Annotated in this window: 21 protein-coding genes; 15 read left to right on the forward strand and 6 right to left on the reverse strand. The window is 43.7% G+C overall.

Features of this window, described 5'->3' with window-relative positions:
* Positions 1 to 9: 9 nt before the first annotated feature.
* From L0991_18165 to L0991_18195, 7 genes are all read left to right on the forward strand, one after another.
* Complete coding sequence (locus L0991_18165; GenBank protein XGB63957.1) at positions 10 to 735, forward strand: IclR family transcriptional regulator; 726 nt, start codon at positions 10 to 12, stop codon at positions 733 to 735.
* A 60-nt stretch (positions 736 to 795) separates the two neighbouring features.
* Entirely contained in the window at positions 796 to 1,851 is a 1,056-nt protein-coding gene (locus tag L0991_18170) for a TRAP transporter substrate-binding protein (protein ID XGB63958.1), read from the forward strand.
* A 148-nt stretch (positions 1,852 to 1,999) separates the two neighbouring features.
* The gene (locus L0991_18175; protein XGB63959.1) at positions 2,000 to 2,473 is read left to right on the forward strand and encodes a TRAP transporter small permease; all 474 of its coding nucleotides are present in this window, start codon (positions 2,000 to 2,002) and stop codon (positions 2,471 to 2,473) included.
* Positions 2,474 to 2,482: 9 nt separating this feature from the next.
* Complete coding sequence (locus tag L0991_18180; GenBank protein XGB63960.1) at positions 2,483 to 3,751, forward strand: TRAP transporter large permease; 1,269 nt, start codon at positions 2,483 to 2,485, stop codon at positions 3,749 to 3,751.
* 14 nt (positions 3,752 to 3,765) lie between these two features.
* A complete protein-coding gene (locus tag L0991_18185; protein XGB63961.1) occupies positions 3,766 to 4,911 on the forward strand; it encodes a mandelate racemase/muconate lactonizing enzyme family protein in 1,146 nt (381 codons plus the stop codon).
* 140 nt (positions 4,912 to 5,051) lie between these two features.
* On the forward strand, positions 5,052 to 5,960 hold the full coding sequence (locus tag L0991_18190; protein ID XGB63962.1) for a 2-dehydro-3-deoxygalactonokinase: 909 nt from the start codon (positions 5,052 to 5,054) through the stop codon (positions 5,958 to 5,960).
* Complete coding sequence (locus L0991_18195; GenBank protein ID XGB63963.1) at positions 5,950 to 6,591, forward strand: 2-dehydro-3-deoxy-6-phosphogalactonate aldolase; 642 nt, start codon at positions 5,950 to 5,952, stop codon at positions 6,589 to 6,591. Before L0991_18190 ends, L0991_18195 begins: the two co-directional genes overlap by 11 nt.
* 110 nt (positions 6,592 to 6,701) lie before the next feature.
* On the opposite strand, the gene L0991_18200 is transcribed toward L0991_18195, so the two are convergent.
* Together L0991_18200 and L0991_18205 are read right to left on the reverse strand one after the other, a co-directional pair.
* Positions 6,702 to 7,676: a Gfo/Idh/MocA family oxidoreductase gene (locus L0991_18200; GenBank protein ID XGB63964.1), complete on the reverse strand. Its 975-nt coding sequence runs from the start codon at positions 7,674 to 7,676 to the stop codon at positions 6,702 to 6,704.
* Positions 7,677 to 7,678: 2 nt separating this feature from the next.
* Complete coding sequence (locus L0991_18205; GenBank protein ID XGB63965.1) at positions 7,679 to 7,981, reverse strand: antibiotic biosynthesis monooxygenase; 303 nt, start codon at positions 7,979 to 7,981, stop codon at positions 7,679 to 7,681.
* Between the two features lie 106 nt (positions 7,982 to 8,087).
* Here L0991_18205 and L0991_18210 point away from each other — a divergent pair, with 106 nt between their 5' ends.
* Positions 8,088 to 9,026: a LysR substrate-binding domain-containing protein gene (locus tag L0991_18210; GenBank protein ID XGB63966.1), complete on the forward strand. Its 939-nt coding sequence runs from the start codon at positions 8,088 to 8,090 to the stop codon at positions 9,024 to 9,026.
* A gap of 63 nt (positions 9,027 to 9,089) precedes the next feature.
* On the opposite strand, the gene L0991_18215 is transcribed toward L0991_18210, so the two are convergent.
* Both L0991_18215 and L0991_18220 read right to left on the reverse strand, forming a co-directional pair.
* Positions 9,090 to 10,283, reverse strand: a complete 1,194-nt coding sequence (locus L0991_18215; GenBank protein XGB63967.1) for a winged helix DNA-binding domain-containing protein — start codon at positions 10,281 to 10,283, stop codon at positions 9,090 to 9,092.
* Between the two features lie 34 nt (positions 10,284 to 10,317).
* Entirely contained in the window at positions 10,318 to 10,965 is a 648-nt protein-coding gene (locus L0991_18220) for a DsbA family oxidoreductase (GenBank protein XGB63968.1), read from the reverse strand.
* Between the two features lie 193 nt (positions 10,966 to 11,158).
* Here L0991_18220 and L0991_18225 point away from each other — a divergent pair, with 193 nt between their 5' ends.
* The gene (locus L0991_18225) at positions 11,159 to 12,358 is read left to right on the forward strand and encodes an MFS transporter (GenBank protein XGB63969.1); all 1,200 of its coding nucleotides are present in this window, start codon (positions 11,159 to 11,161) and stop codon (positions 12,356 to 12,358) included.
* Between the two features lie 91 nt (positions 12,359 to 12,449).
* Here L0991_18225 and L0991_18230 read toward each other — a convergent pair whose 3' ends face one another.
* Positions 12,450 to 13,247 (reverse strand): Cof-type HAD-IIB family hydrolase, encoded by a 798-nt coding sequence (locus tag L0991_18230; GenBank protein ID XGB63970.1) that lies wholly within the window; start codon positions 13,245 to 13,247, stop codon positions 12,450 to 12,452.
* 321 nt (positions 13,248 to 13,568) lie between these two features.
* Here L0991_18230 and L0991_18235 point away from each other — a divergent pair, with 321 nt between their 5' ends.
* The gene (locus L0991_18235) at positions 13,569 to 13,904 is read left to right on the forward strand and encodes a metalloregulator ArsR/SmtB family transcription factor (protein XGB63971.1); all 336 of its coding nucleotides are present in this window, start codon (positions 13,569 to 13,571) and stop codon (positions 13,902 to 13,904) included.
* A gap of 108 nt (positions 13,905 to 14,012) precedes the next feature.
* Positions 14,013 to 15,068, forward strand: a complete 1,056-nt coding sequence (gene arsB / locus L0991_18240; GenBank protein XGB63972.1) for an ACR3 family arsenite efflux transporter — start codon at positions 14,013 to 14,015, stop codon at positions 15,066 to 15,068.
* A 92-nt stretch (positions 15,069 to 15,160) separates the two neighbouring features.
* Here the strand turns inward: arsB and L0991_18245 are convergent, their stop codons facing one another.
* On the reverse strand, positions 15,161 to 16,048 hold the full coding sequence (locus L0991_18245; protein XGB63973.1) for a LysR family transcriptional regulator: 888 nt from the start codon (positions 16,046 to 16,048) through the stop codon (positions 15,161 to 15,163).
* 111 nt (positions 16,049 to 16,159) lie between these two features.
* Here L0991_18245 and L0991_18250 point away from each other — a divergent pair, with 111 nt between their 5' ends.
* From L0991_18250 to L0991_18265, 4 genes are all read left to right on the forward strand, one after another.
* Positions 16,160 to 16,591: a PACE efflux transporter gene (locus L0991_18250; protein XGB63974.1), complete on the forward strand. Its 432-nt coding sequence runs from the start codon at positions 16,160 to 16,162 to the stop codon at positions 16,589 to 16,591.
* A 450-nt stretch (positions 16,592 to 17,041) separates the two neighbouring features.
* Entirely contained in the window at positions 17,042 to 17,896 is an 855-nt protein-coding gene (locus L0991_18255) for an aquaporin (protein ID XGB63975.1), read from the forward strand.
* 58 nt (positions 17,897 to 17,954) lie between these two features.
* The gene (gene glpK / locus L0991_18260; GenBank protein ID XGB63976.1) at positions 17,955 to 19,475 is read left to right on the forward strand and encodes a glycerol kinase GlpK; all 1,521 of its coding nucleotides are present in this window, start codon (positions 17,955 to 17,957) and stop codon (positions 19,473 to 19,475) included.
* A 260-nt stretch (positions 19,476 to 19,735) separates the two neighbouring features.
* The gene (locus L0991_18265; GenBank protein XGB63977.1) at positions 19,736 to 20,530 is read left to right on the forward strand and encodes a DeoR/GlpR family transcriptional regulator; all 795 of its coding nucleotides are present in this window, start codon (positions 19,736 to 19,738) and stop codon (positions 20,528 to 20,530) included.
* The last annotated feature ends 192 nt before the right edge of the window (positions 20,531 to 20,722 follow it).

The following is a 20,722-nucleotide window of genomic DNA, read 5'->3' on the forward strand; positions in this document are numbered from 1 at the left end:
GGCGGTTTTATGAGCAAATTACAGGGTAATCAAGCATTGGTTAAAGCTATCGCAGTGATCGACTCGATTGCTGAAGGTAATCGACAACTGAAAGATGTATGCGAACATTTAGAGTTACCGAAATCGACCGTGCACAGAATTATCCAAGGGCTAATAGAAGCTCGTTATATCCGTGAAGTTAAAGGAATTGGTCTCGTATTGGGGACTAAGATGATTCAGCTTGGTATCCGTGCTCAGCAGGACATGCCTCTCAAAGAAATTGCTAAGCCATTCCTACGTGAGCTAGCAGCAAGAACAAAAGACACAGTTCATCTAGGCATTAAAGATGAAGACCAAATATTCTACCTAGATAAGATCCCTGGAGAGCGTGCCATTCAACTACGCTCCCAAGTGGGAGACCGACTCCCGATGTCCGCAACAGGGATTGGAAAAGCGTTAATGATTGATATGCCAAAGATGGAGTGGATTCGATTAATTTCATCACAAACTAATCATGACGTTGACTCGATGCTAAAACGAATGAATGAATATTCTAAGTATGACTATAGCTATGACTTAGAAGATAACGAAGATCTTGTGCGCTGTGTTGCCGTGCCAATTAGAAATAAATATAACAATATTATTGCGGCTATCTCAGTAACCAGTATTAAAGAATATATGTCTGACGAGAGAATGACAGAATTAATCCCTGTTATTACTGAATATTGTCAGAAAATATCCAAGCAACTTAATTAACCCTACAAGTGTATGTAACTTACACTTAAATTATAAATAATAAATTAATCAGGTACGACTATGTCTAGAACAGGAAAAATTCTAGCCATTGGTGGGGTGTTTGTCGCCTCAATCATTGGTGCAGCAATTGCTACTAACTCTCAAGGAAATAGCCAATCGAGTATTGCGGCTGGTGAATCTCAAGTTCAAACACTGCGTTTCAGCATGAGCTCTAATAACAAACACCCAATTTATGATGGTGCTGCTAAATTCAAAGAAATCGTTGAAAAATTTACCGAACTGAAGGTGGATATATACCCCTCAGCACAGTTAGGTGATGATCGTGCAGCCATTGAAATGTTGCAGTTAGGTACACTTGATGTATCTATTCCATCAACAGGTCCGCTTGCTAATTTCTACCCAGAATACAATGTGTTCGACCTACCTTTTATGATCACCAGCGAAGATGTAGCTGACAAAGTTCTCCGAAGCGAGTTTTCTGACGATATGTTGAAAAGACTAGAGTCTAAAGGCTTAGTCGGACTAGATTTCTGGGAAAATGGTTTTCGCCATCTTACCAATTCTCAGCATGCAGTTAGAACGATTGAAGATGTTAAAGGCTTAAAGATACGAACAATGGAGAGTCCACTTCACTTGGACGCATGGAATGCGATGGGCGCAACGCCAACACCAATGGCGTTCAACGAACTGTTCACAGCGCTACAACAAGGTACCGTTGACGGGCAAGAAAACCCATATCCGAATATCGCATTAAACAACTTGTTCGAAGTACAAGAAACTATTTCAAACACCGGCCATGTATACACACCCTTAGCCCTAATTGTTAGCCAAGCTACATGGAACAAGCTAAGCCGTCACGACCAAAGAGTCTTGCGCCAAGCAGCAATTGATGCTGGCGACTACGAGCGCCAGGTTAACCGTCGAGTAAACCAAGAAAGCTTGGATGTTATTAAGAAAAACATGGAAGTCGTAACCCTGACACCTGAAGCTCTGGTTGGTTTCCAAGAAGCGACTAAACCAGTTATTGAGAAATACACACCAATCATTGGTAAAGATGTTGTATCCGCTTTCCAAGAGCAAATTAAAAAAGCAGAAAGTGAATTAGCAACTCAGTAACTCAAGCCATCACTTTATATTTAGAATCTTACTTTTTTAATACTGACTATTTTAATACTGACTATTTTAATACTTAGTTTTTCATGGTTATAAAAATAAACCATAAGAAGTAATCGTTCTAAGTAACAAGTGGATAAGGAATCTTATTATGTTGAATTGGTTAGACAAGTATTTTGAAAATACGATAGCCGTAATACTGCTCGTTATTATGACGGCAGCAATATTCTTACAAGTAGTATCCAGAACATTCGATTATTCAATTGCTTGGACTGAAGAATTAGCTCGCTACTGTTTCATTTGGCTAGTTTATATCGGCATCAGTTTTGCCGTTGCAAAAAAGAGCCATATTAAAATTGAAGCGATATCTATGTTAATTGACGACAAAGAAAAGAAGTACCTAAGCCTATTCTCAGATTGTGTATTTTTGATTTTCTCCGTCGTGATCTTATTTAAATCCACACAAATGGTAGAACACCTCTATCAGTTGGGACAAACATCGCCAGCGCTTGGGCTACCGATGTGGATAGTTTACTTAGCTGGTCCAGTAGGATTTGCACTTACGACTCTCAGATTGATTCAACAGATGGTCTCGACCACTGACGACATCAAAGCAGCGAAATAAGAGGTAATCATGTCAGTATTTATTTTGTTTGCGACATTCGCACTGCTCGTTATTGCCTCTGTACCTATTGCTATCTCACTAGGTATGGCAACGCTGCTCACTATTATTTCGACGGGTACGCTAAGCGTTGATTTCCTTGTGAGTACCTTAATCACGTCTGTTGATTCGTTTCCAATCATGGCAGTGCCATTTTTCATTCTGGCAGGTGACATCATGGGCAGCGGTGGTATCTCGCAGCGTTTGGTGAACTTTGCTAACTCACTGGTAAAAAACATCACAGGTGGCTTCGCGATTGCTTCGATCATTACATGTATGTTCTTCGCTGCTATCTCTGGCTCAGGCCCAGCAACGGTTGCAGCCGTCGGTGGCATCATGATCCCTGCGATGATCAAATACGGTTATGACAAAGGCTTTGCAACTGCGGTTGTTACTGCAGCAGGCGCGATTGGTGTAATGATTCCGCCAAGCATTCCTATGGTGATGTACGGTGTATCTGCTGGCGTTTCCATTGGTGATTTGTTCATTGCAGGCATCATCCCTGGCGTCTTGGTGTCACTGTGCTTGATGGCGTGGGCATACATCTACTCAAAGAAGAAAGGCTACAAAGGGTCAGACGAACCGTTTAGCTGGAAAGAAGTATGGGTTCAGTTTAAGCATGCTCAGTTAGCACTACTCATTCCTGTGATCATTCTAGGCGGTATCTACGGCGGTATATTCACTCCAACAGAGGCGAGTGTCGTAGCTGTAGTCTATGGCCTGGTAGTAAGTCTATTTGCCTACAAAGAAATAACCTTCAAAGACTTGCCGCAAATCTTCACTAAATCTGTGATTACTTCAGTGATTGTATTGTTGATTGTGGGTACAGCGACCGCGTTTGGTAAGTACTTAGCGCTTGAACAAATCCCGACGCAGATTGCTAACGCTATGCTGGAGTTTTCGGATAGCAAAGTAATTTTCATTATTTTAATGGTGGCACTGCTACTTGTCGTTGGCTGTTTCATGGAGACAGTTGCTGCAATCATTATCCTGACGCCTATTCTGGTTCCTGTGGCCATGTTATTCGGTTTCAACCCAGTTCATATCGGCATCATCATGGTAGTAACTCTGGCTATCGGGTTTATCACGCCTCCTCTAGGTCTAAACTTATTTGTCGGCTCAAGTGTTTCTGGGGTCTCTGTTGAGAAGCTCTCAAAAGCAATTATTCCGTTCTTCCTAGCCATGATGTTTGCACTAACACTGATTGTATTTATTCCCCAGATCTCTCTGGTTCTGATTTAAGTAAGGTATTTATTGTGAAAATTATTGATGTCATTCCACACGCAATCTCAGTTCCACTTGAGACACCGTTTTACTTTGCTCAGGGCTGGGTTCATAACCGTAGCTCAATGATCATTGAAATTGTTACCGATGAAGGAGTTATCGGTTTTGGTGAGGCCTTGTGTCATGGACTGCAAAGCCCACACATCGCTGCTGCATTTGTCGAGCATACCTTTAAGCCATTTCTACTTGGACGTAGTCCGTTCGACGTAGAGGTACTTTGGGAAGAGATGTACAACGTGACTCGTCCATATGGTCAAGGTGGTTCTGCAGTAAACGCGATCAGCGGTGTTGATATTGCCCTGTGGGATGTCATTGGTAAGGCTCTCAATAAACCGATCCACTCCCTCATAGGTGGTGCATTCCGCAAGGAAGTCACCCCTTATGCTACAGGCTTCTATCGTATTGCAGACGCAAAATACCCAGAAGCCGCGATCGAAGAAGCACACCGTTATGTCGATGGTGGCTTTGAAGCCTTCAAGCTTAAGATTGGATTCGGTGTAGAGGAAGATATCGCCTTCATTCGTTCAATTCGCGAAGCCGTCGGTAATGACGTGAAAATCATGGCAGATGCTAATGGTGCTTACAACGCGGCTGCAGCACGTCGCATCATCAAGGAAACAGAAGAATTCAATCTGTATTTCTTGGAAGAACTATTGGCACCTGAAGATATCACTGGCTACCAAGAAATCAAAAACCTCTCTAAAACTTATATCGCCGCTGGTGAACAACTATTCGGAAAGATGGGATACCGCCCTTGGCTTGAACAGAGAGCACTCGATGTTATTCAACCTGACTTATGTTCTTCAGGCGGTATCACGGAATGTAAAAAGATTGCAGCAATGGCACAAGCAAACCACACCATGATGATTCCACACGTGTGGGGTTCTGGCATTGGTATTGCGGCTTCTTTGCAGTTTATTGCTTCACTACCAAGCTCACCACTATCACTCAACCCTATCGAGCCAATGCTTGAGTTTGACCAGTCTTCACACCCATTCCGCAAAGATCTCATTTGCGATGGCATCAAGATGCAAAACGGCAAGGTACAAATTTCTACCAAACCGGGCATAGGCGTAGATGTGAATACTGACATCATCAAGCAATACAAAGTTAACTAACTAAGCGGAGTTAACTAAATAAGCGGAGTTAACTAAATAAGCAAAGTTAACTAAACGAAAGAGTTACCTAGATACACAAAGTAAAGACATCAACTAAACCTAAAACTGCGCGCCTTAGGGCGCGTCTGTGAGCTGTAATTATGAATCAAAAAAACACAATCAGTTGGCTAATTCTGGACTGGGGAACGACAAACTTTCGTGCCTTTGCCATGGATGAAAAAGGAAAGGTCGTTGATAAAACAGAACGAAAGATGGGACTACTTCAAGTTGAGGATGGTGCCTTTGCAACCGAACTTGAATCATTACTAAGTAAGTGGCTTGGCGATTACCAACACTTACCAATTTATATGGCTGGCATGGTTGGCTCTGCACAAGGTTGGGTTAACGTCCCGTATGTTTCCACTCCAACTAATGTGGAATCCTTGGCTCAAAACACCCACCAATTCGAGCTTCCTTGGGGGGCAACAGCAACCATCGTTCCGGGTGTCAGCCATTGTGATGAACATGGCAACTACGACGTAATGCGGGGCGAAGAAGTTCAGTTATTTGGACTTCTAGAGTTAGCAGGAAAACCAACGCTTGAAGCAGCCTTTCCGGGTACTCACAGCAAACACGCAAATATTGAAGCGGGTAAGTTGGTCTCGTTTTCAACCTACATGACCGGAGAGCTTTTTTCCGCACTGTCAACACACACCATCCTAGGACGTGGCTTACCTGAACAAGTCAGCTCTAACGCTGCTTTTGTAAAAGGGGTAAAAGAAAGCTCGAACTCGTCAATTACCAATCAACTCTTCAAAACCAGAACACACCGTCTGTTCGGCAATCTAGAAGAAAATGAAGTGTTTGATTACTTATCAGGGCTGTTAATCGGCAACGAAGTGCGAGAACTGCATCAAGAGAGCATCTACTTAGTAGGCGGAAAAGCCCTATCAGAACGCTATGACCAAGCATGTCGTCAACTGGATAAAACAACCGAATACGTGAATGGCGATGACACTTTCATCGCTGGAATGTTAAAAATTAAAGAGGCAATGAACCATGACAAATAAAGACTTTAATCTAAGTGATCACCTACCACTCGTTGCCATTATCCGTGGTGTGGAACCAGTAGACTGTATTCGAGTGACACAGATTTTGATTGAAGAAGGCTTCTCAATGATCGAGGTGCCATTGAACTCACCAGACGCACTGACCAGCATTAAAATGTTGGTCGAGCACTTTGGAGACCAATATCTTATTGGTGCAGGTACTGTCACTACACCTGAAAAAGCGCAAGCAGTGATAGATACCGGTGCAAACCTAGTTGTCACACCAAACTTCAACGAACAGGTTGTGAAAATGTCAGCGGCAGCAGGTTGCGTAAGCTTCCCTGGCGTTGTCACTCCGACCGAGGCATTCGCTGCACTTGCGGCTGGTGCGACAGGGTTAAAACTATTCCCAGTATCTATGCTTGGTCTTGATGGTTTTAAAGCACTGAAATCCGTACTGCCTCCAGAAGCAATCTGCTTACCTGTAGGAGGAATCAACCCTACCACCGAGAGCATGAAACCTTACTTGGACATCGGTGCGAAAGGTTTTGGTTTAGGAGCCTCTCTCTACAAGCCTGGCTTATCTGACGACGAGATTCGAGCCAACGCCAAAGCATTCAACATCGCCTTTAAAACGTCTATCGCTGAGTAAGTGATCCATACAAAGTAAGCTTGAAACAACGATACGGCTCATATTTTTCTACGTAATAACTCTAAGAGATCATAGAGAATAGTATGAGCCGTATTTCGTTTAAATTTATTTTAGCCCGCCGCTTGTTCCCAATCAGTCAGTAACTTCATGATTACGCGAGAGTCTTGATGAGTTGCCATTGGCGCTGTGAGTTGCGTATCGCCTTGCTCGACTGCTTGGCGAATATTGCGCACTTGATAATGGAAGCCGTCACCTTGCGCTTCGACTTTCACTTCGCGTTTCGACGTTTCATAGATCTCTACTGTAAATGTGTTCTCTTCGGTCGGTAACCATGGGTTAGTGTCGAGAGTGATACAGCCTTTGTTGCCTAAAATCGTAAAACCATGCTTTAAGCCGTGGTCTTCTGCAGTATGGATTTGCGCGGTGAAGTGGTCGTTGAAGCGCATCATCGCCGATGATTCGCAGATATTGCCATCTTGACCACGTCGGCCAATGGCTGAGATCTGCACGTCATTAAACACGCTCTCACCAAACTGGTGTTGCGTGACAGAGTGAATCAGTGACATTGGGTAACAACCTAGGTTGTACAATGCACCTTTACTTTCTGGATTCACAAACTGGTCAATCGCCGCCACGTAAGAGCCTTGAATTGAGCGTACTTCACCAATTTCACCAGTTGCCAGTTCTTGATGAAGCTTGGCGATCAATGGGTGATTTAAGTACATCAAACCTTCTGCGAAGAATACGCCCGCTTCTTTCACCGCTTGTAGTGCTTGTTCGGTTTTTTCCATATCGACCGACAACGACTTTTCACACAGAATCGCTTTGCCTTTTTGAGCGGCTTTAATCACATATTCGTGGTGAACATGGTTAGGTAGCGCGATGTAGATAATGTCGACCGACTCATCTTCAATCAGGGCTTCATAGCTATTGAAGGTTCGTGTTGGTTGGTATTGCTCGGCAAACTCATTGAGTGTTTTCTCTGTGCGACCTGCAACGGCATATAGTTCACTTTCAGTATCACCTTTAATCGCATCCGCCATAACGCCAGAGATAAAGCTAGTTCCTAGAATTCCCCATTTCATGCTTAGATCTCCTTCTTATGAGTTTCAAAGGCTTGTACTAATTCTGTTATATCACGCTCGATAAATGCTTGCGTATGAGGCATTCCAAAGTGCTGGTTAATGGCTTCACGGTTAGCGTATTGCTCAAGCAAGATCACTCGGTCGTGTTGGCTTGAGTCATACGTTGCAATCGCTTGTAGGCAGCCCGGTTCGCTCTGCATATCTAGGCAAAACTGTTCGATGGCTTCAACCGCAGCCTCACGTTCAATGTTGGTTTTAATTTTAAGTTCGGCAGTAACAAAGATAGTTTCGTTTGTTTGAGGCATTTCACGCTCTTATTTTAATCAACTATTGGTTTGCCATTAATATAATTACCCCCTAATAATTGATAAACTCACCTTTTGTTTATTATTTATCAACCAAGAGTGTTCAATGGATAAGTTAACTAGCATGAAAGTCTACGTTTACGTGGTGGAGCAAGGTAGCTTTCGTAGTGCCGCCAACCACTTCAATCTATCGGCGACCATGATCAGTAAACATATCCATCATCTTGAATCGAGCCTTAACTCTCAGCTGATTCATCGCACTACGCGTAAGCAGTCTTTAACCGATTCGGGGCAGCTCTACTATCGAGAATGTAAACGAATTCTGGAAGACATCAGCAATGCTGAAAATCTAATTCAAACCTTAGAAAACCAACCTCAAGGCACGGTCAAAATAAACTGCCCAGTGACCTATGGGAACAAGGTGCTAGCCCCGATAGTGGCGAAGTTCCTTGCCAATAATCCGACAATTAATGTCGAGCTCGTACTGAACAACGATCTTGTTGATCCCTACTCTTCCGATATTGATTTAATTGTGCGAATTGGTGACCTGTCTGACTCCAGTTTAGTCGCCAGATATTTAGGTGATTACGAGATGTGTTACTGCGCAGCGCCTGAATACCTAAACCAGCATGCAGAAATTCGTGTATTAGAAGATCTCGCACAGCACCCATCGCTTGGATTTAGTTACAGCAGCCGTCGTGATGTGAATGGTCGTGATACCCAACTACGCAATACCCAAAACAGTGAGCCGCCACTCCTAGCCCCTAAGAACCAACAAGCAGCACATAGTACGGGGAATAAAGGTCAAGTGCGTTTGATGTCGAACAATGGGGATGTATTGCGATATGCGGCCCTACAAGGCGTAGGTGTGTTGTTACAGCCAACTATCTTAATCGCAGAAGAGATTGAACGTGGTGCTCTGTTAGAAATATTACCTGGTATGGCACCTTTGCCCAAGCCGATTCATCTACTCTACAAAACCAAGCAGCTTTCTCTGAAAAACAGAACCTTTGTCGAGTTCTTGTTAGCCGAGCTTTCTAAATAGCTAAAGTGATCAAAGTAACTAAGGTGGGCTACGTTACTAATGGCTTTGAAGCAACGATGAAGGTTAAAGCGTTTGCCAATGACTCATCAAGTAACTGCCAAGGCCAGAAGGCGTTGTATTGTGAACGACCATCTCATCACATTGGTTGAACACCATGAAGTGTTTAAGCTCATCAGATAAGGCATGAATCAACGACTCATGGTTTTTGATTCTATCTTCCACAACCAAGTTACGAATATTGAGTAAACGATTCTTTCTGTCGACCTTGCAATCCATTCGCGCCACCAGCTCACCTTGCCACAAAATCGGCAAACTGAAATAACCAAACTGGCGCTTGGCTTCAGGAACATAGCACTCAAGAAGGTAGTCAAAGTTAAACAATGATTGCATTCGCTTACGTTGAATCAACAGATTATCGAACGGAGAAAGTATCTTTAACTTGATTCGTGATAGTGGCTGATTCAGTAACTCAAACGCGTCAGGCAACACGTAGTAATCAGCACCTTGAACATCCACTTTCACTATTCGCTTGTCTTCAAGCATCTGTTGGAGTGTCTTCTGTATCAATGGTTTGATGTTCTTGAGTAGATAGCTTATTTCCGATGCGACTCCCACACCGTTCGCTTCCAAATAACGAATAATCAGATGCTCAATGTACTCTTGTTCCGTTGGTTCAGAGGTATCAATACCACTCGGCACAACTCGCTCGGTTAGGTCATACACCTTATGAAAGTTCACTCGGCTTGGTACCATTAAGTCACCTTGCATAAACAAAGTTTCTAGCGCCTGTTTGGCAGGTTTACCGCCCCATCCACCGGGGTTTGGTCTATCGCCTTCAAAATCTTTCGCCATTAATGGCCCTTCGTTCTCAATGCGTTTGAGAACATGTGCCATGAGGGCCTCGTCTTTTTTATACCAATGCTTCAGCTTACCGCTTGCGAACGCGTTCTTTCGATGCAAACTGAAACGGTAATCTCGCATTGGTAAATACGCAGCAGCATGCGACCAATACTCAAATACCTCACGACGCTCTAACAACTTATCAAGATGGCGAAGTTGATAATCTGGATTACGATTCCACAGCGTATGATGGTGGGCTCGCTGTATCACCGAAATAGTGTCAATTTGCACATACCCAAGGTTTTCAATCGCAGACAGCGTGTTCGCCAAAGCTCCGCCATTACGTTTCTTTTTAGGAGGCAGCTTTTGCGAAAGCAGTACAATTTTTTGTGCTTGACCGAGTGAAAGTGATTCCATGAAATTCAGACTTTAATTGATAGCAATGACCTGCTTATGATTCAGCAATAAGCTCTTGAAGGATCTGCTTGTATATTTCGACTGTCTGCGCGCCAGTGACTGCACTCTTGCGGTTGAAAACCACAGTAGGAACCGCAGAGATGCCCATGCGTTGCCATTCGAACTCTTGCGCTTCTATTTGCTTTAAGTTGTCGGTGTTCTTTAAGCGTTTCAGTGCCTTGGTTGAATCAAGCCCAACCGCTTCAAGCTCTTGCGCAATAACATCCAGATCTGACAGATCTTTCTGCTCTGAAAAATGCGCTGTGAAGAAGCGTAGCTTCAACTCAGTCTGTTTTCCGTGCGCTAGAGCAAAATCAAGCAGCACATGTAAGTGGCGTGAATTCACCATTCTCATGCTGTCATAAAAATTGAAATCGAACCCTACCGCTTTGCCGCGAGCTGCCAGTTGCTCACGTGAGCGCTGACTTTCTTCTGCACTAGAACCGTATTTTCTCATGATATGCTCACGCAGGTTTTCACCCTCTTGCGGCATATCGGGATTCAGCTCAAACGGCTGCCATTCAAGTTCAACCTGTTGTTCTAAGCCAAGCTCTGCAACGGCCTGCTCTAGGTTTTTGTAACCGACGACGCACCATGGGCACATTACGTCAGAAATAATATCGAGTTGAAGTTTCTTGCTCATAATCTTTCCAAATATCGTTGATAAGGCATATCCAATACGAAGTGGATATCCGTGTTGCCATTAAGACTACAATAATCTGAACACTCGTTCAAATACCAGCGTATTCGCTCTCAAATTTCTCTCAATTAGCCTTTGACTTAAAGTTAACTTTAAGTTGTAGAGTGATACAAAACAGAGACAATGAGACAGAGATATGAAAAGAAAAACACCACCCTACCTTACCGGACGCTTCTTTGATGGCATTAGCTCTGGGCTATTTATGTTGGCACTTCCATGGTTAATGCTAGCAATGCCCAATATGGGCACTTTTGTTGCGCTCACGGCTCTAGTCTGTACGATCACCACCTTTCTTGCTACACCCTATTTTTCAGCTTTGATCGACCGCCATTCTCGTAAAAATATTTTGATCATCGCGCAGCTAATCCAGGCTTCAACCGCATTTATTGTCGCTGCAATTTACTGGTTTGGCGTCGGTTCTATTGTCGTCCTAGGTGCCGCTCAACTCATTTTTTGGGTTTCAAGTAGCCTCGCCTGGCACACCAACAATGCCTTTACGCAAGAGAATTACGACCACGATGAATATGCCAAAATTTCGAGTCATCAGGAGATTATTTTGCAGTTAACAACCTTGGGTGCTGGCGCTCTTGGCGTTGTGTTACTCGAGCAGTGGAGCATTATTGAATTTGCGATTTTTGCAGGTATTGCCTCGAGCATTTCAGCGATAAGTTACTTGGTGACACCTTACAGAAGACAAATCACGGAGAGTGTGAACACACCATTCAAGCAGCAATTGGTCGAAATTAAGGATGTGTTCTCTCAATCGCCTCAATTTTACGGTTTCCTGATCGTTTCTTGTCTCTCATATCCGATGGTGACCTTTTTGAGCCGTTTAATTCCGATTTGGTTTTCCGAACTGAATATCACCGGAGACTGGCTTGCACTTTACAATATCTCTCTCGGCATGGGGGCACTGATTATTGGGATATCTTTACCACTGATTCTGAAGTCCGCGTCTCACAAAACAACCATCCAAATAGCGATGTACATCATCGGACTCTCTTTATTGTTGATGAGCCAAGCAGAGAATCCTGCGTATCTTATTGTTCTTACTTTCATTTTCGGTGCATTCAACGCACTCAATAGAATTGCCCGAACCAATTGGATGCACCATGCGGTAGCAATAAAACAAAGAGGAAGAGTAGATGGAGGGCTAGCGCTGTTCGCTACCTTAACCCAGAGCCTAAGCTATGTGTTGATTGCCGTACTGGCGCAAGCCGATGCGATTATTTATGGTTTTACCATTGCTGGAGCCGTGGTTCTGGCTGCCACATTTTGGATGGGTAAACTTGGCAGACAAATCAAGCCGGAATGTACCTTAGCAAATCAATGTTAAAGCGAATTATCAAAATTCGAGATTTCCAATAAAAAAACCGGCTCATGTTAGTGAGTCGGCTTTGATATAAATCTAAATAGGATTTCGAACGTTACGCGAGAAGCTTCTCCAGCACTTGGAATACGCCCGCATCAACATTACTTGGCGCGCCAAAACGAGCTATCTCTTTCAGTTTTGGATGTGCATTTTCCATCGCATATGAGTGGTAACTTTCTTTAAGCATCTCGTAATCATTTAGGTAGTCGCCAAAGCTCATAGTCTGTTCGTAAGTGAAACCTAATGTGTTCTGAAGATGCTTAATTACCGCCCCTTTTGAAGCCTCAGCGTTCATTACATCCAACCAAATTTTTGCGCTTACAACCACTTGGTAATTTTCACCAAACTTAGCGTTGATGCTTGGGTTTACTTTCTCTTGCGAGCCGTCAAAGTGGCAAATAGCAACCTTGATAAACTCATCTTCAACCGCCAACAGGTCTTCTACTTGCTCACGGCGATGGTAGTACTTAGAGATCTCTTCTAGGGCACGCTCGTCTTTGGTTTCGATGTATGCCGACTTCTTACCACACAACACAACATGGGCACCTTCGATAGCACGCGCTTCTTTGATGATGTCTTTGATTGCATCTGTATCTAGCAAGCAGCTGTAGAGTTCTTCACCTTTGTGCATCACTAATGTGCCGTTTTCAGCAACAAACATCATGCGATCTTTAATAGGAGCAAAAGTTTCCATTAAGCTGTAGTACTGACGACCCGACGCAGCAGCAAAGATAATGTCTTGAGCTTCTAGTCGCTCGTAGAGGTTAAAAAATTCTGGGTCTAATTTTCCGTGTTCATTAAGCAGAGTGCCGTCCATATCAGCAGCGATAAATTTGATGTTCTGTTGTGGCATTTCAGAGCTTACCTATAAATATAAATAAAATTGTAAATTATGATTTTTCGTTATCTTGGGTAACGGTTCTGCGTTCGATTATATCGTTAGAGTAGCCAGTAAGTGCAATGCTTTTCGGTTGGTTTATTTGCCTAAATCTAAGATCTTGTTTATGCCTAATGAGATTTCAAATAGATAACTGATCGGATATCAAGCGTCATCAAAACAACAAGCTGAGCAGGCCAATTTAAGGCGACTATTAAAATTCACATTGACCGCTAAAAGAAATAGGCTTACTATTAATCGTCTTTTAACGATTAGCATTAAGTGAGCCACCTAAGTATGACTGCAACATGCCAAGCAACAGATAGCTGTTCTCTGCCTCCAAGTAACGCCGAAGCAGAAAAAGAAATGGCGGCGTTGGCAAAAGCACTCGCTCACCCAGCGAGAATTCGCATACTTAGTATCTTGTCCGCGTTAGAAAAGTCAGGCGGCTGCTTGAACAGTGATCTGGTTAGTGAGTTGGGCTTAGCTCAATCAACAGTATCAGAGCACTTAAGAATATTGAAAAACTCAGGTTTCATTACTGCTGAGTCAATTCCGCCTAAGATGTGTTACCGCATCGACCGCAACAATATTCAACGCTTCGAATCGGTTTTTAACAGCATTTTGAAATAGAAGTTCACGCTTAAACGATTGGCTTAATGGCCTTTACTTTTAAGCGTGTTTTTTTGCAACCATTAATCGTTTTTCGACGATTTACGATATCAACAAAGAGAGATTACCATGAAACCAAAGTTAGGTTTTCTAGATCGCTACTTAACGCTGTGGATCTTCATCGCTATGGGCATTGGTGTACTGCTTGGCACCCTATTCCCACAGATCGAGCAGTGGAACGAATCAATGTCTGTTGGCACAACCAACATTCCACTTGCGATTGGCCTTATCTTAATGATGTACCCACCTCTGGCTAAGGTTAACTACAACCTACTAGGTACCGTGGTAAAAGATAAGAAAGCCATCAAGCTCTCTTTGCTCATGAACTGGTTTGTTGGCCCAATCCTCATGTTTGTACTGGCACTGACTTTCTTAGGTGATCACCCAGGTTACATGGTGGGTGTAATTCTGATTGGTCTTGCTCGATGTGTGGCAATGGTTCTGGTTTGGAACGACATCGGCGGCGGTAACAAAGAGTACGGCGCGGCATTGGTTGCTCTAAACAGTGCATTCCAAGTGGTGAGCTACAGCTTTATGGCGTGGCTATTCATCAGCGTTCTTCCACCAGTATTTGGTTACGAAGGCATGATGGTTGATATCTCGATGATCGATATTGCGCACAGTGTTCTTATCTACCTAGGTATCCCATTCCTAGCGGGCTTCTTAAGCCGTAAGATCCTAGTGTCGATGAAAGGCGAGCAGTGGTACAACGACGTGTTTATTCCACGCATCTCACCAATCACACTGATAGCTCTACTGGCAACTATCGTTCTAATGTTCAGCCTAAAAGGCGAGATGATTGTTGAACTGCCAATGGACGTATTGTTGATTGCTGTCCCACTGACTATCTACTTCACAGCGATGTTCTTCATCAGCTTCTTCATCGGTAAGAAGATGGGCATTGAGTACGACAAGAACGCATCAATTGCCTTCACAGCAACGGGTAACAACTTTGAGTTGGCTATTGCCGTAGCAATCTCTGTATTCGGTATCAACTCAGACCAAGCGTTTGCAGGCGTTATTGGACCGCTGATTGAAGTACCTGTGCTGATTTACCTAGTGAACGTTGCACTTAAGATGAAAGACAAGTACTACAACGGTCTAACAGTAAAATCTGCGAACTAGAAAATCGCGTATCGCTTTAAACAGAAAGGCTCACAAATGACTTTGTGAGCCTTTTCTTTATTCAGTTTCTTCCAATTTAAGTCTCATCCATCTTATGTTTCGTCCAATAGGCCTTTCAATGCTTGTTCAAGCCAAAGCAATGCAGGCCCTTTCGAGCGTGTTTTGGATAAAACCAGATCAACCGGAGGCGACCATGTTTTGTGGTCAAATGAGACGTTCACCTCTATCAAACGCTGTTTACTCAGCTCTTCTTCAACAAGGTGTTTAGGTAAATACGCCCAACCGACATCACTACCGAGGATCATTTCTTTGATGACGATAAAGCTGTTCGACCACCATACCTTGCCCGCTATAAGTGGAAACTGATCCATCATCTTACCTTTATCGCCCCTCAGCATTAACTGACGATGTGGGAGTAAGTCAGACAATTTCGCCACACCTGTTCTTGCGAGCAAATGACTAGGGTGACACACGGCAATAAACGGCAAGTGGCCAATAAAGCAAGGCTCAGAGCCGACATCAAAAGCCAAGTTGGTAAACATCAACCCAATCTCAGCTCTCTCTTCGATAATCAACGAATTGACCTCTGTCGTGGTACACGCAACCAGTTCAACTTCGGTAGCAGGGAAATGCTGGCTGAATTCACTAAGAATCTTAGATAGATTCGGGACCAACAAGGAGTCATCCAATGCAATTTTGATAAGTCCTTCTTCGCCGCTCCCCATCGCATTAACCGTAACGTTCAGATCTTCAACCTGAAGCACGATCGCTTTCACTTGTTTAAACAGTTGCTCCCCTTCTTTCGTTAGCGAAGGTTTGCGAGTCGAACGATCAAATAACTCTACATTGAAATCTATTTCAAGATTGCTGATACCTTGGCTTACCGCCGATTGCACCTTACCCAAATGACGAGCACTTGCTGAGAAAGAACCCAGCTCCACTGCGTAAACGAACATTTTAAGCTGTTCAATGTTATACATGCCACCAACCTATCATCACCATTAGTGATATTTACTATCTTTCTATAATCATAATTAAAGATAATATACCTTTCAAACAGCAAATATAGATTCAACAAAAAGAGAAAGTACATGTCACACAAAGAACGAATTCTACATATGGTGCTATTTGAAGTGTTCGCACTAATCATGATGGCAGGGCTAGCAACCTACATTACTGGTAATGGAGCCGGGGAAATGGCGGGGTTAGCGCTTGCGATGTCGCTGATAGCAATGGCTTGGAACTACGTCTACAACTACGGCTACGACAAAATCTTCGGGGCAGACAGAACAAAACGAACGAAGAAAACACGAGTTTTACACGGATTGGGATTTGAACTTGGTTTAATGACAGTAACGCTGCCAGTTTTGATGTGGGTGTTAAAGCTCGATTTTCTAACCGTATTGATTATGGACATCGGCCTAGTCATTTTCTTTGTACTCTACGCTATCGGATTTAACTGGGCGTACGATTCAGTAAGAGACTACTTTGTTACACAAGGCAAAGTTAACGCTCTCAATTAATGCACCGATTCGCTCAAATATCATCACTGAGCGATAAACAAAACGAATTGCCAGATTCAGTATGGATCTGGCATTTTTCGTCACAACTTAAGTACATCCTTGTTTGTTAACGCTTTTCCAACATTTGAGAACCCGGGTAGGTCCACAAGATCCAAGTTTAATAAACCACCACTCGCGAATCAGCATCACAAATCCAGCCATCAACTCCTCGTACCAGTTGTGCATCTGCTTACATACAGGTACTTTTAGCGACCTCACGGGACATACATTCGCGCAATAGCGTCCATACAAGCTTCTTTTTCGAGCAAAAGTGTTCGGTTTAACATTTCAAGCCAGTTTAATTAACAATTTTATGCTCAAACGCTCATTTTTAATGTTCGTTTATTTTCGTGTTCGCAAATTTATGCACAATACGCGTGCTAGATAAGCAAAAATAACAAGGACTCGAACATGACAACAAACAAACAACCTTCTTTATTTGGGCAATGCCTCGCCGAATTTATCGGTACTGGCCTGCTCATCTTCTTTGGCGTTGGCTGTGTGGCTGCACTGGTATTAACAGGTGCAACATTCGGACAATGGGAAGTTAGTATCATCTGGGGCTTCGGCGTATCTATCGCAATTTACTGTACAGCTGGCGTTTCTGGCGCACACATAAACCCTGCAGTAACCATTGCATTAGCCATGTTCCATGGATTTGATAAGGCGAAGGTAGTGCCTTACATCATCTCTCAATTACTTGGTGCCTTCTGCTCTGCAGCTTTGGTTTACAGCCTATACAGCAACTTGTTTACAGATTACGAAATTGCTCATAACTTTGTTCGTAGCAGCCAAGACGCACTATCAACTGCTGGTATTTTCTCGACTTACCCACATGCTTCACTCTCTTTCTTCGGCGCTTTTGCTGTGGAATTCGTGATTACTGCAGTATTGATGTTTGCCATTCTGGCACTGGGTGACGAGAACAACGGCGCATCACGCGGCGCAATGAACCCTCTACTGATCGGTATTCTTATCGCGGTAATTGGTGGCTCATTAGGTCCACTAACTGGCTTTGCTATGAACCCAGCACGTGACTTCGGACCAAAACTTTTCGCTTACTTTGCAGGTTGGGATTTTGCATTAACCGGTGCTCGTGATATTCCTTACTTCATCGTTCCAATTCTTGCTCCAATCGCTGGTGCGTGTTTTGGTGGCTGGTTGTACCCACGTGTTATCGGTGCTCACCTACCAGTGGAAGGCCAAGGCTGCACAATTCCAAACCAATGTGAAACAGAAGAAGAAGCTGAACAAGCTCAAGCTTAACCCCAAGCAACCTTACATTTACTAAAATATAAATAACGGAACAAAAAGGATTCTTACCATGACCGAGCAAAAATACATTGTTGCCCTAGACCAAGGCACTACAAGCTCTCGCGCTGTAATCCTCGATCACGATGCAAACATCGTAAGCTCTTCTCAACGAGAATTTACTCAAATTTATCCAAAGGCAGGCTGGGTTGAGCATGATCCAATGGAAATCTGGGCGACTCAAAGCTCTACATTGGTTGAAGCTCTAGCTAAAGCAGGTATTCGCAGCGACGAGCTAGCGGGTATCGGTATCACTAACCAACGTGAAACCACCATCGTTTGGAACAAAGAGACAGGCAAACCGGTATACAACGCTATCGTATGGCAATGTCGTCGTACTGCAGAAATTTGTGAAGAACTAAAAGAACGTGGCCTAGAAGACTACGTGCGTGACAATACAGGTTTAGTCCTTGACCCGTATTTCTCAGGTACAAAAGTAAAATGGATTCTAGACAACGTTGAAGGTGCTCGCGAAGACGCTGAAGCAGGTAAGTTACTGTTCGGTACGGTTGATACTTGGTTGGTTTGGAAGATGACTCAAGGCCGTGTACACGTTACGGATTACACTAACGCATCACGTACTATGTTGTTTAACATCAACGACCTATGCTGGGACAGCAAGCTATTAGACGAGATGGGTATTCCAGCATCTATGATGCCTGAAGTGAAACGCTCTTCTGAAGTTTACGGCCAAACGAACCTTGGTGGTAAGGGTGGTACTCGTATTCCAATCGCGGGTATTGCCGGTGACCAACAAGCAGCGCTTTACGGTCAAATGTGTGTTGAAGCTGGCCAAGCGAAAAACACATACGGCACGGGCTGTTTCCTACTGATGAACACAGGCCAAGAGAAAGTAACATCGAAGAACGGTCTATTGACGACATTAGCATGTGGTCCTAAAGGCGAACCAGCTTACGCACTTGAAGGTGCGGTATTCATGGGTGGCGCATCTATCCAATGGCTACGTGATGAAATGAAACTACTGGCTGGCGCAGAAGATTCTGAATACTTCGCAACTAAAGTCGATACGTCAAACGGTGTTTACGTTGTTCCTGCATTTACTGGTCTAGGCGCACCATACTGGGATGCTTACGCTCGCGGTACGATTGTTGGCCTAACTCGTGGTGTTAACTCTAACCACATCATCCGTGCAACACTGGAAGGTATTGCTTACCAAACTCGTGACGTACTGGATGCGATGCAAGCGGACTCTGGCATCAAGCTAGCAAACCTACGTGTTGATGGCGGTGCAGTAGCGAACAACTTCCTAATGCAGTTCCAATCAGACGTGCTAGATACAGAAGTTCACCGTCCTGAAGTAACTGAAGTAACGGCTCTGGGTGCAGCATACCTTGCTGGTCTGGCGGTTGGTTTCTGGGACAGCATCGATGAGCTTCAAGACAAAGCAGTACTAGACCGTACTTTCTTGCCACACCACGATGAAGAGAAACGTAACCGCCGTTACAAAGGTTGGAAACGTGCTATCAAGTGTGCACAAGTTTGGTCTGAACTGCACGATGACGACGAAGAGTAAAATCGAGCGTTCGAATAATCACTCTCTTTTCGATTGAATTGTTCGTTCCTCAGTAAACGAAACTAAAAAGAGCACTATTTTGTGCTCTTTTTTGCGTTTGGGGCCTTTTTTTCATGTTTTGATCAACGTTTTTGCGGTTTAGACATAATTCCTTACCATCATTACTTCTCTCTGAGTATCAATTCGAGCACAATAGCGCGAGGTAATATTTAGAATTAGGTGCGCTAAAGTATTGCAGCGCGCAGGGAGTGGTAAGTTAAGTGAAGCAGATACCAAGACACCAGCAGATTGTAGACCTGGTAAAAACACAAGGATATGTGAGCACCGAAGAGCTCGTAGAGAAGTTCGATGTGAGCCCACAAACCATCAGACGAGATCTTAATGAACTGGCTGATAGCAACAAAATCCGTCGCTATCATGGTGGTGCAACCATTCCTCTTAGCTCAGAAAACACCTCTTACAACACGCGTAAAGCGCTTAACTTCAATGAAAAAGATGTGATTGCCGACGAGCTGGTAAAACACATTCCAGATGGCGCAACCTTGTTCGTTGATATCGGCACTACGCCAGAATCGGTGGCGCGCGCGCTGAACAAAAACCACAAACAACTCAGAGTCGTGACTAACAACATCAACGTTGCTAGTATCCTGCTACCAAACCCAGAGATAAAAGTTATCTTGGCAGGTGGCGAAGTGAGAAACCGTGATGGCGGTATCGTTGGTGAAGCAACACTCGATTTCGTGAAGCAGTTCCGCCTCGACTTCGGTATTCTAGGGATCAGCGGTATCGACTTTGACGGCTCACTACTCGATTTTGACTACCATGAAGTTCGAGTGAAGCAAGCCATCATCGAAAACAGCCGCAGCATCTTCCTGGCAGTCGACCACAGTAAGTTTGGTCGCAACGCAATGGTTAAGCTCGGTAACATCTCTCAGGCACACATGGTGTTTACTAATAAACAACCACCAGAGGAAATCCTGAACATCCTTAAAGATTCAGACATTCCGTTAGAAGTTATCGAGACCGCTGCTCAACCAGTAGCGTCGGACGAATAAAAAAACGCTCAGAAATCATGTTCATTAAAAGAGCCCATTATTGATAGATCACTTTATCGATAATGGGCTTTTTTGTTACTTAGAGAGTCGTACTCGAACATGAACAGTATCACTTCTATGCTCGAATAGGAGTTATTTTGAACCTTCGCTGTCATAAGCGAAGGTTTTTTTATGCGCAAATCACATAAAACG

Origin of the sequence: Vibrio chagasii (assembly GCA_041879415.1) — a bacterium.
Classification (GTDB): Bacteria; Pseudomonadota; Gammaproteobacteria; order Enterobacterales; family Vibrionaceae; genus Vibrio.